This is a genomic window from Streptomyces sp. NRRL WC-3605 (assembly GCF_001509795.1).
Classification (GTDB): domain Bacteria; phylum Actinomycetota; class Actinomycetes; order Streptomycetales; family Streptomycetaceae; genus Streptomyces; species Streptomyces viridochromogenes.
Genome location: NZ_LLZN01000101.1, coordinates 1 through 13833, shown reverse-complemented (window position 1 = coordinate 13833; position 13833 = coordinate 1). Strand labels below are relative to the sequence as shown.

At 72.8% G+C, this 13833-nt stretch carries 14 protein-coding genes; 9 read left to right on the top strand and 5 right to left on the bottom strand.

Annotated features, from left to right (window positions below):
• The 5 genes from ADL34_RS31255 to ADL34_RS31240 form a co-directional block, all read right to left on the bottom strand.
• Positions 1-252 (bottom strand): ATP-binding cassette domain-containing protein (locus ADL34_RS31255; protein ID WP_159039006.1); only part of this gene is annotated, 252 nt, incomplete at its 3' end.
• Positions 253-294: 42 nt separating this feature from the next.
• Entirely contained in the window at positions 295-1404 is a 1110-nt protein-coding gene (locus tag ADL34_RS31250) for an ABC transporter substrate-binding protein (RefSeq protein ID WP_062671179.1), read from the bottom strand.
• Positions 1405-1538: 134 nt separating this feature from the next.
• Positions 1539-1640 carry a putative leader peptide gene (locus tag ADL34_RS37165; protein WP_324610579.1) on the bottom strand — a complete coding sequence of 34 codons (102 nt, stop codon included), beginning with the start codon at positions 1638-1640 and terminating at the stop codon, positions 1539-1541.
• Positions 1641-1725: 85 nt separating this feature from the next.
• Entirely contained in the window at positions 1726-3702 is a 1977-nt protein-coding gene (locus tag ADL34_RS31245; RefSeq protein ID WP_062671178.1) for an FAD/NAD(P)-binding protein, read from the bottom strand.
• A complete protein-coding gene (locus ADL34_RS31240; RefSeq protein ID WP_062671176.1) occupies positions 3699-4706 on the bottom strand; it encodes an amino acid ABC transporter permease in 1008 nt (335 codons plus the stop codon). Before ADL34_RS31240 ends, ADL34_RS31245 begins: the two co-directional genes overlap by 4 nt.
• Positions 4707-5267: 561 nt before the next feature.
• Between ADL34_RS31240 and ADL34_RS31235 the strand changes: the two genes are divergently transcribed.
• From ADL34_RS31235 to ADL34_RS31195, 9 genes are all read left to right on the top strand, one after another.
• Positions 5268-6395 (top strand): LLM class flavin-dependent oxidoreductase, encoded by a 1128-nt coding sequence (locus tag ADL34_RS31235; protein ID WP_062671174.1) that lies wholly within the window; start codon positions 5268-5270, stop codon positions 6393-6395.
• Positions 6392-6919 (top strand): GNAT family N-acetyltransferase, encoded by a 528-nt coding sequence (locus tag ADL34_RS31230; RefSeq protein WP_062671172.1) that lies wholly within the window; start codon positions 6392-6394, stop codon positions 6917-6919. The genes ADL34_RS31235 and ADL34_RS31230 overlap by 4 nt, the downstream gene beginning before the upstream one ends.
• Positions 6916-7869, top strand: a complete 954-nt coding sequence (locus ADL34_RS31225; RefSeq protein WP_062671170.1) for an ABC transporter substrate-binding protein — start codon at positions 6916-6918, stop codon at positions 7867-7869. Before ADL34_RS31230 ends, ADL34_RS31225 begins: the two co-directional genes overlap by 4 nt.
• Before the next feature lie 27 nt (positions 7870-7896).
• Positions 7897-8661 (top strand): amino acid ABC transporter ATP-binding protein, encoded by a 765-nt coding sequence (locus ADL34_RS31220; protein ID WP_062671168.1) that lies wholly within the window; start codon positions 7897-7899, stop codon positions 8659-8661.
• A gap of 63 nt (positions 8662-8724) precedes the next feature.
• A complete protein-coding gene (locus ADL34_RS31215) occupies positions 8725-10005 on the top strand; it encodes a sulfite oxidase (RefSeq protein ID WP_062671166.1) in 1281 nt (426 codons plus the stop codon).
• A 77-nt stretch (positions 10006-10082) separates the two neighbouring features.
• Positions 10083-10640 carry an NADPH-dependent FMN reductase gene (ssuE, locus tag ADL34_RS31210; RefSeq protein WP_062671164.1) on the top strand — a complete coding sequence of 186 codons (558 nt, stop codon included), beginning with the start codon at positions 10083-10085 and terminating at the stop codon, positions 10638-10640.
• 43 nt (positions 10641-10683) lie between these two features.
• The gene (locus ADL34_RS31205) at positions 10684-11838 is read left to right on the top strand and encodes an LLM class flavin-dependent oxidoreductase (RefSeq protein ID WP_062671162.1); all 1155 of its coding nucleotides are present in this window, start codon (positions 10684-10686) and stop codon (positions 11836-11838) included.
• A gap of 90 nt (positions 11839-11928) precedes the next feature.
• Positions 11929-13191 (top strand): acyl-CoA dehydrogenase family protein, encoded by a 1263-nt coding sequence (locus tag ADL34_RS31200; protein ID WP_079034331.1) that lies wholly within the window; start codon positions 11929-11931, stop codon positions 13189-13191.
• Between the two features lie 71 nt (positions 13192-13262).
• Entirely contained in the window at positions 13263-13721 is a 459-nt protein-coding gene (locus tag ADL34_RS31195) for an RrF2 family transcriptional regulator (protein WP_062739843.1), read from the top strand.
• Positions 13722-13833 lie beyond the last annotated feature (112 nt).

Here is a 13833-nt window from a genome sequence, read left to right as displayed (position 1 = left end):
GGTGGTGATGGTGCCCGCGCTGGGCCGGTCGAGGCCGGCGACCAGGTTGAGCAGGGTGGACTTGCCGCAGCCGGAGGCCCCCAGGAGGGTGACGAACTCACCCGGGGCGACGTCGAGGGTGATGTCGTCGAGGACGAGCTGCTGCCCGGCCGGGCCGGCGAAGGACTTCGAGACATGCTCGATCCGGGCGGCACGGGACGCCTGCGCGGCGTCCTCGGCGACCTTCTCGGTCGTGACCGTCGTGGTGGTCATGGTCGTCACCTCCTGGGGGACTGAACGGATGCGGTGGCGCGGTTACTTGACGCCGAGTCCGGCGTCGTCGACCGCGTCCTTGCCCTCGGCCTTCAGGACCTTGTTCAGCGGACGGAGGTCGTAGATGCCCTTGAGGTCGGTCTCGTCCAGGAGGCCGGACGCCACCGAGTGCTCGGCCTGGGTGTCGAGGGTGGCCGCCAGCGGGTCGTCCAGGAAGGCGATCGACTTCCACGCCGGGTCGAGCACGTTCGCGGGCAGGGCCTTGCCGGACAGGCTCTCCAGCGCCTTGTTCGCGGACGCCTTGGCCTGGTCCGGGTTGGCGTTGATCCACTCGTTGGTCTTCACCGAACCGCGCAGCACGGCCTCGACGACGTCCGGGTGGTCCTTCAGGAAGCTCTGCGACACGATGATGTTCGTGATCACGAACTTCTTGTCGGGCCACAGGTCGGACTCGTCCAGGAGCACCTTGGCACCGTCGGCGACCAGCTTCGAGGCGGTCGGCTCCGGCACCCAAGCGCCGTCGATGGAGCCCGACTTGTAGGCGTCGGGGGTGATCTTGTTGTCGGTGCGCACGACGGAGACGTCGCCCTTGCCGCTCTCGGCGTCGACCTTCCAGCCCTGCTCGGAGATCCAGTTGAGCAGCGCCACGTCCTGGGTGTTGCCGAGCTGCGGGGTGGCGATCCTCTTGCCCTTGACGTCCTTGAGGGACTTGATCTTCTTCGGGTTCACGACGAGCTTGACGCCGCCCGAGGCCGAACCGGAGATGATCCGCAGGTTCTTGCCCTGTGCCTTGGTGTAACCGTTGATGGACGGGGACGGGCCGATCCAGCCGATGTCGATGGAGCCGGAGTTGAGCGCCTCGATCTCGGACGGGCCGGCGTTGAAGGTCGACGGCTCGATCTTCGTGCCGCCCAGCTCCTTCTGGAGCAGGCCTTCCTGGACACCCACCAGGGCGGTGGCGTGCGTGAGGTTCGGGAAGTAGCCGATCTTCACCGTGTCGGAGGAGAGCTTCTTGGCGTCCGCCGCGACCTCGGCCTTCTTGCCGTCGTCGGAGTCGGAGTCTGCGCCGTAGCCGCAGGCGGTCAGCAGCAGGGGGAGCGCGGCGAGGACGGCGACGGTGCGCAGGGTGGTGAGCGGGCGAGCGGCAGACACGGAGGTGTCCTCTCAGGGATGAGTGAGCAGGAAAGGGCGGCGGCGCGCACATCGCGCGCCGCGGCGGAGCGCCGGGCACGGACGGTGCCGGCGGGGGTGACCCAGGAATGGTGCGGACAGGTCCCGCGCGGGCGTCAGCGGCCCCGACAGATGGCGCTGGACGTGCGGGCGAAGTCGATGTGCCGGCGCGAGGTCAGCAGCAGACGGCACAGCTCTGCGTGGTCACGCGCGCTCATGGCCACCCCACCCCGCAGATCCATAGTTTTCCTACCTGGTTGATGGGGATCGTGGCAGAAGGTGGGCGCTACCCCAAGAGGCTTTTCATATAATGGACACTTCCTTCTCGTCATTCGAGATGCCGCAGGTCACGGGGGCGGCGCGCAGGGCGCGCAGAAGAGCGCGCGCGACGGCGTCGTTCTGCCGGAAACCGGGGGCGTCCGTACGGGGACGGGCGAACGCGGCGACGGCACGGCTGTTGGTCGGGGCGCCCAGCGCGATCCGGCGCGGGTGCGGGCCGCCCAGGGACGGGTCGAGGACGTGCCCATCCGTGGGGACGACCGCCAGCAGGCCCGAGCGGTGCCGGTGCCCGGCGTCGGAGACGACCTCCTCGGTCAGCGCGCCCGCCCGGTACAGCCCGCCCAGCAGCCGGTCCTCGGTCCGCTCCAGACTGGGCCCCGGCAGATACGCCTCGATCAGGGCGCTCGCGTGGACGGCATGACCGGGCACCGTGGGGCTGGACGCCGTGAACGTGCCGGTCTCCTCGTCCGTGCCGACCGAGACGCCGGCGCCCAGGAAGCGGACGATCCCGGCCCGCGAGAGGGCCAGCAGCTGCCGCAGCCGGAAGCCGGGCGGCCCCGAGGCCAGGAAGCTGAAGAACCCGTGCCACCAGCCGTCCAGCTCCGTGGCGAGGGAGCGCGCGGTCAGCCGTCCGGCGGCGACCAGACGCGGCAACTGCCCGTACACCGAGAGCAGCGCGTAGAACGCCCCGAGGTCGGCGCTGAACGCCGGGTCCTCGCGGCGGGCGACGTCGGCGGCCACATGGTCGCGCAGATGCTCCTGGAACGCCTCGGCCGTCGGGAACGCCAGACCGTCCAGGGGGCGGTCCAGCGCCTCGAAGTCCAGCCGGTCCGTGGGATCGGGCACGGCCCGTGCGACGAGGGCGGTCATGGCGTCGTCGTACCAGCCCAGTTCGCCGTAGGCGGCCGAGAACTCCGTCCAGGGCAGCGCCGTGCGCTCGGGATGGGCGTGGAACAGCTCGTGGTAGTGGCCGAACCCGATCTCCTTCGCCATCAGCGGCCACACGTCGCGCCGCAGCTCCAGGGGGCGGCCCTCGGCGAGCAGCGCGTCGACGGCCTCGGGCCCGAAGTGCCGGGGCAGCGGCGGTCGGGGGCCCTGGAGCCGGTAGCGCGTCTTCGAGTGGTACGGCACCCCGCGGCGCGACCCGACGTGCAGGACCGGCTCACGGCCGGACGGCACATAGGTGAGCGGGCCGTCGGCCCCGGTGCGGAAGACGCCCCCTCGGCCCTCGGTGAGCAGCGACACCAGGTCCACGAACGCCAGGCCGAAGCCGCGCAGGATCACGTCCTCGCCTGGCCGCAGCGCGGACAGGTCGGCGTCCGAGGAGAACGCGGGCGGCAGATGGAAGAGACCGTGGCGACGCGCGAAGTCCGCGTGCGCGCGGTGCCCGGCGTCCGGTGCCGAGCCGAGATGGCCCTGCGCCAGCACCACGAGGTCGGCGACGAGCGGGTCGGCGCGGCCGGCCAGACGCACCTCCTGCGGCCCGTCGGGCGGACCGGTGACGGCGGTCGCGGTCGTCCGGTGCCACTCGACGGTGATCCCCGGCGGCAGTTCGGTCAGCACCCGGCGGAACACCCACTCCAGATAGGCGCTTTGGGCCCGCCGGGTGGGGAAGTCGGAGCCGGCCAGACCCCGCAGCTCGGCCAGAACGTCCGGGTCGGCGGGCTCGGCGTACGGCGCGTGGCGCGGACCCCGCCCCGAGAACTGGGCGGCCCACTCGGCGAGCGAGGGCCCCGGCCGCACGGGGCCTTCGATGGTGGAGGACTCGTCGGTGAACATGGTCACGTCCTCCGCCATGGAGTTCATCCGCAGCAGCGCGGACTGCTCCTGGCGCCAGATACGACCCGGCCCCGGCGGGTGCGGGTCGACCAGATGGACGTGCAACCGGTCGTCCCCGCGCCACAGTTCGGGGGCGTTGGCGGCGATGCGCTCCAGCAGTCCCGTCGCGCGGGGTCCCGCGCCGACGACGACCAGGACCGGCGGGGAGGAGTCCGCGCTCACCGGTCACCGCCGATCACGGGACGGGCGTCGGACGCGGTCGCCGTACCCAGCCGGCGCCGCAGCAGAAGCAGTTGGTCCCGGGCCCGTCGCAGCGGAGTGGGTGGCAGGGCGCGGGAGTTGCCGCGCGCGTAGTACCGCTCGACGTAGAACTGCCCGGCGCTGAGCACCGTCGTGACGGCGATGTACCACAGCGTGGCGACCATGAGCAGCGGGATGATCTGGTACGTCTGGTTGTAGATCAACTGCACCGAGTACAGCAGGTCGTGCACGGCGAGCACACTGACGATGCTGGTGCCCTTCAGGGTGCCGATCAGCATGTTCCCCGCGGTCGGCACGATCGAGCGCATCGCCTGCGGGACGACGATCCGCCGCAGGGTACGGCCCCTGCTCAGCCCGAGCGCCTGCGCGGCCTCCGTCTGCCCGGCGTCGACGGACAGGATGCCGCCGCGCACCACCTCGGCCGCGTACGCGGACTCGTGCAGGGTCAGGCCGATGACGGCGGTGAGCGTGGGACCGAGCAGGTTGACCGTCTTCACGGTGACGAACTGCGGGCCGAAGGGGATGCCGAGGCCGAGCGTCGGGTAGAGCGCGCCGACGTTGAACCAGAACAGCAGCTGCACCAGCAGCGGCGTGGACCGGAAGATCCACACATAGCCCCAGCTCAGCGTGCGCAGCACCGGGTTCGCCGACAGCCGCATCACGGCGAGCACGGTCCCGAGCACAAAGCCCAGCACCATGACCACGGCGGTCAGCCACAGGGACAACAGCAGCCCGTCGAGCACGGCGGTCGTGGTGAAGTACCTTCCCACCACGCCCCATTGGAAGGCCTCGTTGCGGACGACGGAGTTCACCACCATCGCGAACAGCAGCAGCGCGAAGGCGGCGGTCAGCCACCGGCCGGTGTGCCGGCGCGGCACGATCCGGGGTTCGGCGCCCGGTGGAGGGCCGGACGTGCCGGGACTCTTGGTGACGGGCAGGGACGAGACGTCGGGCGAGGTGACCATGGAAGGGCTCTCCGGGGGGAGGGAACGCGGGCGTGGGTGACCCCGCGGCACGCACGGGGTGCCGGGGTCGTCCGGTGTCGTCACGCTCGCCGCGTCCCTCAACGCGGCCGGAGAGGCTGCCGCACAGCGCACAGCCGGTCCGCCGTCGATCGTATGTGCCCCTGACGTCGCCCTGTCAACAGGGCCGCGACGCACGGGTCCGGGGCGGTCCGGCATACGGGCGCTGCTTGACGGGCCGGACGACGTACTGCTCAATGGTCCCCATGACTGCCCAGCAGCGCTTGGTCACGCGCGATCACATCGACTTCGGTCGGGTGTGGTCCGCGGCGTGTTGCGCCTGACACGGCAGCGGGCCGCCTGACCGGCCCTTCCCTCCCTCGGTGACCCCGTCGCGGGCCGAGCTCTCCTCTCACGCGCGCTGCCGCAGCTCCTCCTGAACCGACTCCGTCGTCGTCACGCCCGAACCCCCGCCGTCGACCTGACGGCTCCTCACCCGCGCGCCGCCGCAGGGCAGTTCCGCATGCCCGCAGGCCGCCGCCCACGCTGAAAGGCACCCCTGCCATGCCCGTCGAGTTCCTCGGCATCGCCGCCACCCACGACGGATCCGAAACCACACCGCGCTCCGGCCCCGCGTTCGACAAGGACTACACGCTCCGGCTCGCCCGCGCCCACGAGGAGCACGGCTGGGACCGGGTGCTGTTCGCCTACGGATCGGGGTCGCCCGACCCCGCGCCCGCCGCCGCCTTCATCGCGAGCCGCCTGGAGCGCCTGCAGATCCTCCTCGCCCACCGGCCCAACGTCTCCTACCCGACCTTCGCCGCCAAGACGTTCGCCACCCTCGACCAGATCAGCGAGGGCCGGCTCACCGTCCACTTCATCACCGGCGGCAACGACCACGAGCAGGGCCGCGAGGGCGACACCCTCACCAAGGACGAGCGGTACGCCCGCACCCGCGAGTACATCCGGATCGTCAAGAAGATCTGGACCACCCGCGAACCCTTCGACCACGAGGGCGACCACTACCGCTTCCACGACTTCGTCAGCGACGTGTTCCCCGTCCAGCAGCCCCGCCCCGGCGTCTCCTTCGGCGGTTCGTCCCCGGCCGCGTACGCGGCCGGCGGCGCCGAGGCCGACGTCTACTGCCTGTGGGGCGAACCCCTCGCGAAGACCGCCGAGCAGATCGAGCACGTCAGGGCCGCCGCCCGGGCCGCGGGCCGCACCGACGTCCCCCGCGTCCAGGTCGCCTTCCGCCCGATCATCGCGCCCACCGAGGAACTCGCCTGGGAGAAGGCGCACCGCACCGTCGGCGCCATCCGCGAGCGCCGCGCCTCCGGAGTCGTCCGTCACCACCGCGGTGAGGCACCCCAGAACACCGGCTCCCAGCGGCTCGTCGCCATCGCCGAGGCCGGCGAGCGCTACGACCGCGCCCTGTGGACCCGGACCGCCGCCGCCACCGGGGGAGCGGGCAACTCCAACGCCCTGGTCGGCACGCCCGAGACGGTCGCGCAGGCACTCCTCGACTACTACGACCTCGGCGTCGGCATCCTCTCCGCGCGCGGCTACGACCTGCTCGACGACGCCATCGACTTCGGCCGGTACGTCATCCCGATCGTCCGCGAGGAGGTCGCCAAGCGCGACGCCGAGCGCGCCGCCCGCGGCCCCCGCACCCTGACGGCGGTGACCGGATGACCTCCGCTCCCGAACTGACCGTCGTCCACGTCCCGATCTCGGACCCACGGGTCGGACCCCTGCTCAGCGAACTCGCCCACGAGTACTCCACGCGCTACGGCAAGGACGCGCACGCCGAGATCTCCCGGTACCCCGACGAGGAGTTCACCCCCGCCCGGGGCGGCCTGCTCCTGCTGCTCCTGGAGCGGGGCGAGCCCGTCGCGGGCGGCGCCTTCCGCCGCCACGGCCCGGACACCGCCGAACTGAAGCGGATCTGGACGCACTCCGCGCACCGCAGGCGCGGCCTCGCCCGCCGGGTCGTCGCCGAACTGGAGCGCGAGGCCCGCGAACGCGGATACCGGCGCGTCTACCTGACGACCGGACCCCGCCAGCCCGAAGCCCGCGGCCTCTACCTCGCCACGGGCTACACACCGCTGTTCGACACCCGGGCCGACCCGGAGACCATCGGCCCGCTGCCCTTCGAGAAACACCTCACCCCGCACCCCATCGCGCCGGAACACCCCGGAAAGGCCCTGGACCAGTGACCCACCGCCCCCCGCGCACACGACTGCGCGCCACCGCCGCGCTCGCCCTGCTGCCCCTGCTCACGCTGACGGCCTGCGGCTCCGGCGACACCGGCGCGGCGGCCGTGGGCGCCCAGGGCTCGCCCGCGCCCACCGACGACCCGGTCGCCGCCGTCCGCGAGGTGGACTCCGTCGCCGCCCTGCTGCCCGAGGACGTCCGCGAGTCCGGGACACTCAAGATCGGCAGCTCGATCGGCTTCCCGCCCGGCGCGTACTACCCGAACGGCACCGACAAGGCGCCCGCGGGGCAGGACATCGACCTCGCCGACGCCGTCGCCAAGGTCCTCGGTCTGAAGCTGGAACGGCAGGACGCCTCCTTCGAGACGATCCTGCCCGCCCTCGGCAGCGGCAAGTACGACGTCGGCACGGGCAACTTCGGGGTCACCAGCGAACGTCTGAAGACCATCGACTTCGTCACCTACATCAACGACGGCCAGGGCTTCGCCGTGAAGGACGACAACAGCGCCCTCACCAAGAAGGTCACCGACCTGACCCAGCTGTGCGGGCTGACCATCGGCACCGGCGCCGGCACCACCTTCGAGGCCACCCTCACCGCCCAGAAGGACGTGTGCGCGAAGGCCGGCAAGAAGCCGTACGACGTGAAGGTCTACTCGGAGAACGCCGCGACCCTCACCGCGCTCCAGCAGGGCCGGATCGACGTCATCATGTCGACCATCAACGGACTGCGGTACCAGGCGGCCCAGCCCGCCTCCCACACCCGCTTCCTCGGCGAGTACCACCGCCTCGACGTGGGCTTCGCCTTCAAGAAGGGCTCCCCGCTCACCAAGGCGTTCCGCGCCGCCGTGGACCGGCTCATCGAGGACGGCACCTACCGGCGCGTCCTCGCCAAGTGGGGCACCACCGCCTCCGCGATCGACGCGTCGCGCATCAACCCGCCCGAACACACCTGACCGGCAGGCGGAGACAGGGGAGGACCCATGAGCGACGTCATGATCGACGTCCACCACGTCCACAAGAGCTTCGGGCCGCTGGACGTGCTGCGCGGGATCGACCTGCGGGTCCGGGAGGGCGAGGTCACCGTGATCCTCGGCCCGTCCGGCTCCGGCAAGTCGACGCTGCTGCGCACCATCAACCACCTGGAGAAGGTCGACCGGGGCTGGATCAGAGTCGACGGCGAACTCGTCGGCCACCGCCGCGTCGGCGACAAGCTGCACGAACTGAAGGAGAAGGACGTCCTGCGGCAGCGCACCCGCATCGGGTTCGTCTTCCAGAACTTCAACCTGTTCCCGCATCTGACCGTCCTGGACAACCTCGTCGAGGCCCCCGTCTCCGCGCGGCGCGTACCGCGGGCGACGGCCGTGGCGACGGCCCGCCGGCTCCTCGACCGGGTCGGCCTCGCCGACAAGGCCGGCGCCTACCCCCGGCAGCTCTCCGGCGGGCAGCAGCAGCGCGTGGCCATCGCCCGCGCGCTCGCCCTGGAACCCAAGGTGCTGCTCTTCGACGAGCCGACCTCCGCGCTCGACCCGGAACTCGTCGGCGAGGTCCTCGACGTCATCAAGGACCTGGCCGGCACGGGCACCACGATGGTCGTCGTGACCCATGAGATCGGCTTCGCCCGCGAGGTCGCCGACACCGTGGTGTTCATGGACGACGGACTCGTCGTGGAACAAGGACCCCCCGCCACCGTCCTCGACGCGCCCCGGCAGGAACGCACCCGCGCCTTCCTGTCCAAGGTCCTCTGACCCGTCCGCCCCGCCCCTTCGCGCCCCTCGCGCCCGTTCGCGTCTCTTCGAGGAGGACCCGCCATGATCCCGCCCGGCACCACCCCCGCCACCCGGCTCGACGAGGCCGCCTACGACCGCAGCAGACTGCGCCAGTGGCTGGCCGGTGACGCCAGAGCGGACGGCGTCAGCAGGCGCCGCATGCTCACCCTCCTCGCCGCCACCGCCGCCGCGACCACGCTGCCCGCGCCGCGCACCGCCCACGCCGCCGCCGGACCCATCGTCAAACCGCTGCCGCCCGAGTGGTTCATCCAGCGCGGCACCAACGCCGAGACCCGCTGGGAGGCGCTGCGCGGCACCGGCCACCACACCCCCAACGAGCGGTTCTTCGTCCGCAACCACACCGCCACCCCCGTCCTGGACGCCGCCGACTGGCGGCTGCGGCTGTGGGGCAGCGGACTGCGCGGCACCCCCGCCGAGGACCGGCCCGTGGAGTTCGGCTACGACGACCTGCGCGCCCTGCCGTCCGTCACCCGCACCGCGTTCGTGGAGTGCGCCGGCAACGGCCGCAGCCACTACGCGACCCAGCAGGGCGAGACGGTGAGCGGCACCGCCTGGACCCTCGGCGCGATCGGCGTCGCCCGCTGGCGCGGGGTCCGCCTCGTCGACGTCCTGCGCCGCGCCGGACTGTCCCGGCACGCCGTGGACGTGCAGCCGCGCGGCCTGGACGCCGAGTACGTCAGCGAGGGCGAGAGCCTCGGCCGGGTGCGCCGGCCGCTGCCGCTCGCCAAGGCCCTCGACGACGTCCTGCTCGCCTACGAGATGAACGGCGAGCCGCTGCCCCACGACCACGGGTACCCGGTCCGGGTCCTTGTGCCCTCCTGGGTGGGCATCGCGTCCATCAAGTGGGTCGGCGACATCGAGGTGTCCGCGCAGCCGCTGTACTCGCCCTGGAACACCACCTTCTACCGGCTGTTCGGGCCCGCCCACCCGCCGCAGGACAGCGCCCCGCTGACCCGGCAGACCCTCAAGAGCGCGTTCGAGCTGGCGTCCGGCGCCACCTTCACCGCCGGACGCGGCCATGTCCTGCACGGGCGATCCTGGTCGGGCGCCGGCGGCGTGGCACGTGTCGACGTCAGCACCGACGGCGGGGCGACCTGGCGGCGGGCCGACCTCCACGACCGGCCCCGCGCCGGCACGTGGACCCGCTGGTCCGTGCCCTGGCGGCCCACCGGTCGAGGCGCCACCCAGCTGCTGGCCCGCGCCACCGACACCGCCGGCCGGCGCCAGCCCGACGTGTCCGTGCCCAACACCCAGGGCTATCTGTTCGACGCCGTGGTGCGCCACCCGGTGACCGTGATCTGACCGCCCCGGTCCCGGACCTGCCCGTCAGGCCCGGGACCGCCGACCACATACCCGCCCCACCTCCGAAAGGTCCCGTCATGGCCACCGTCCTGTCCGTCTCCGGCAGTCCCTCCGCCACCTCCCGCACCGCCAGGCTGCTGCGCCTGCTCGACGACCGGCTGCGGGCCCAGGGGCACGAGGTGATCCCGCTCGACGTGCGCACCCTGCCCGCCGAGGCGCTGCTGCACGCCGACTTCGCGCACCCGGCGATCGTCGATGCCACCGCCCTGTTCGAGCGGGCCGACGGGGTCGTCATCGGCACCCCCGTCTACAAGGCCGCCTACTCCGGTCTGCTGAAGGCCCTGCTGGACCTGCTCCCGCAGTACGCGCTCGCGGGCAAGACCGTCCTCCCGCTCGCCACCGGCGGCACCACCGCACATGTGCTGGCGATCGACTACGCCCTGCGCCCCGTCCTCAACTCCATGGGGCCCGCCCACATCACACCCGGCTGGTTCACCCTCGACAAGGACATCACCGCGGCTGACGACGGCACGCTCACCGTCGCCCCGGCGTCCGCCGAGGCCCTGGCCCAGGTCACCGACCAGTTCTCGCTCGCACTCGGCGGACGTCCCGTGGTGCTGGCGGCCACCGGCTGACCACCCGCACCCCCCCACCCCGCCCACCACGAACGGAGAACCCGTGCCGCCCCTCACCTTCCACTGGTTCCTGCCCACCAACGGCGACAGCCGTCATGTCGTCGGCGGCGGCCACGGCAGCCCCGCCACGGCCTCGGGCCGCGACCGGCCGCCGTCCGTCGCCTATCTCAGCCGGATCGCGGGCGCCGCCGAGGACCTGGGCTTCACCGGCGCCCTCACCCCCACGGGTGCCTGGTGCGAGGACGCCTGGCTGACCACCGCCATGGTCAGCCGGCACACCGAACGCCTGAAGTTCCTGGTCGCGTTCCGGCCCGGCGCCGTCTCCCCGACGCTCGCCGCGCAGATGGCGTCCACCTTCCAGCGGCACACCGGCGGCCGGCTCCTGCTCAACGTGGTCACCGGCGGCGAGAGCCAGGAGCAGCGCGCCTACGGCGACTTCCTCGACAAGGACGACCGCTACCGCCGCACCGGCGAATTCCTGCAGATCGTCCGGGGGTTGTGGGAGGGCAAGAGCGTCGACCTGGTCGGCGAGCACCTCCAGGTCGAGGACGCGAAGCTGGCCCGCGTACCGGACCCGGTGCCCGAGGTGTACTTCGGCGGTTCCTCGCCCCTCGCCGGGGAGGTCGCCGCCCGGCACGCTGACGTCTACCTCACCTGGGGCGAACCGCCCGCCGCCGTCGCGGAGAAGATCGCCTGGGTGCGGGGACTGGCCCGCGCGCGGGGCCGTGAGCCGCGCTTCGGCATCCGGCTGCACGTCATCACCCGGGACACCGCCGAACAGGCGTGGGCCGAGGCGCGACGGCTGCTCCAGGGCTTCGACACGGAGACCGTCCGGGCCGTGCAGGCCGGGCTGGCCCGCAGCGAGTCCGAGGGGCAGCGGCGGATGCTCGCCCTGCACGGCGGCCGGGCCGACGACCTGGAGATCCACCCCAACCTGTGGGCGGGCATCGGGCTGGTGCGGGGCGGCGCGGGCACCGCGCTGGTCGGCAGCCACGACGAGGTCGTCGAGCGGATCGAGGAGTACCACCGGCTCGGCATCGACGAGTTCGTGCTCTCCGGCTACCCGCACCTGGAGGAGGCGTACTGGTTCGGGGAGAACGTGCTGCCGCGGCTGGCGGCGCGCGGGTTGTGGACGCACCCGTTCCACGGCACCCCGGCCGTGGCGCCGGCCGCCCAAGTCCCCTTCGCGGGGCGGTGAGCGGCGGGATCGAGACACGTTCCCTAGAATTCCTATCGAATTACTAGGGAAGTGTTGACCCTGGTCCGTGGAGCGAGTGAGGATGACGCCATGACGATCGCCCCACCGGACCCGGCCGCCGTGTCCGGCCACGCCGGGCGGGACACCTCCGCACCGGCCCCGGTTCCGGCCCCCGCCGGCTGGCGGCACATCGCGCGCGACCTCGCCGACGACCTCGCCACCGACGTGGCCGAGCGCGAGCAGGCGGGCAAGCCGCCGCACGACGAGGTGGCCCGGCTGCGCGAGTCGGGGCTGCTGACCCTGCTCGTCCCGGCCGCGCTCGGGGGCGGGGGAGCGGACTGGCGCACGGCCTACGCCGTCGTACGGACCGTCGCCGCCGCCGACGGGGCCATCGGCCGACTCCTCGGCAACCACTACTTTTTGTCCTCCACCGCCCGCTTCTTCGGCGGACCCGAGCGGGCCGCCCGGATCGAGCGCGCCTTCGCGGACGGGCAGTGGTGCTGGGGCGGCGGCATCGCCTCCCAGGAACCCCCGCTGATGCTCACCCCGGCCGCGCAGGGGCATCTGCTGGACGGCCACCAGCGCTACGACACCGGAGTCGGCGTCGCCGACCGCCTGGTCGTCCGCGCCGCCGTGCCCGGCACCGGCGAACCGGTCGCCGTCCTGGTCGACCCCGCCCACCCCGGCGTCCTCGGCGCGGGCGCCGGCGACACCTTCGGGCAGCGGCTCGCCGCGGGAGGCGGAGTCGGCTTCGACGCGGTCCCCGTCGGGGCGGACGGCATCCTCGGGTCGCTGTCCCCGGACGACGGGGCGCTGTCGCCCTTCGCCGGCCTGTCCGTGCCGACCGCCCGCCTGGTCTCCGCCCAGTTCTGTCTCGGCGTCGCCGAAGGGCTGCTCGGCGAGGTCCGGGAGCACGGACGGGTCGTACGGACGCCCTGGCAGCCCTTCTCGGCCCAGGCCTGGCCGGGCGGGCCGCCCCAGGACCCGTACGCGCTCACCGCCTACGGCGAGCTCACGGTCGCCGCGCGGGCCGCGTCCGCCCTCGCCGACCAGGCGGTGGACGCCCTGGTCGACGGCCTCGACCGGGGCGAGGACCTCGACGACGAGGAGTGCGCGGAGATCGCCGTCCTCGCCGGCGCCGCCGAGGCCGCGGCCTCCCGGGCCGCGCAGGAGATCACCAGCCGCGCCCTGGAAGCGATCGGCGCCCCCGCCGCGTTCACCCGGCACGGCCTCGACCGGTTCTGGCGGGACACCCGCACCCACACCCTGCGCGAGCCGGTCGCCCACCGGCTGCGCGAGATCGGGGACTACTTCCTCAACGGCGCCCACCCGCCGTTCCACCTGCCGGCCTGACCTCCCGCCCCCGCTCACGGCACCCCGGACCGGTGGGTGAGCGCGGGAAGCGCGTGAGGGATAATCAGCACATGCGGATCTCGGCCAGGGCGGACTATGCGGTGCGGGCGGCGCTGGAGCTGGCCGCGGCCGGCGACGACACCTCCTTGAAGGCCGAGGCGATCGCCGACGCCCAGGGCATCCCGCACAAGTTCCTCGAGGGCATCCTCGGCGACATGCGCCGCGGCGGCCTCGTCGTCAGCCAGCGCGGCGGCAAGGGCGGCTACCGGCTCGCCCGCCCGGCGGACGCCATCGCCATCGCCGAGGTCATCCGGGTGGCGGACGGCCCCCTGGTCTCCGTGCGCGGCGTCCGTCCGCCCGACCTCTCCTACATCGGACCCGCCGAATCGCTCCTGCCGCTGTGGATCGCCGTCCGCGCCAACGTCCGCAAGATCCTCGGCGAAGTCACCCTGGCCGACGTGGCCGCGGCGAAGCTCCCCGACGACGTCCTGCACCTCGCGGACGACCCCGAGGCGTGGACCAACCCCTAGTGCTGTGACCGGAAAGGTTCACCGGCTCGCGGCGTCCGGCACGGCACCTCGCCGCGTTGTCGCATGACCCGAGTACATCCAGTACGCGGGTCATGCTCCGCCTTGCGATGCA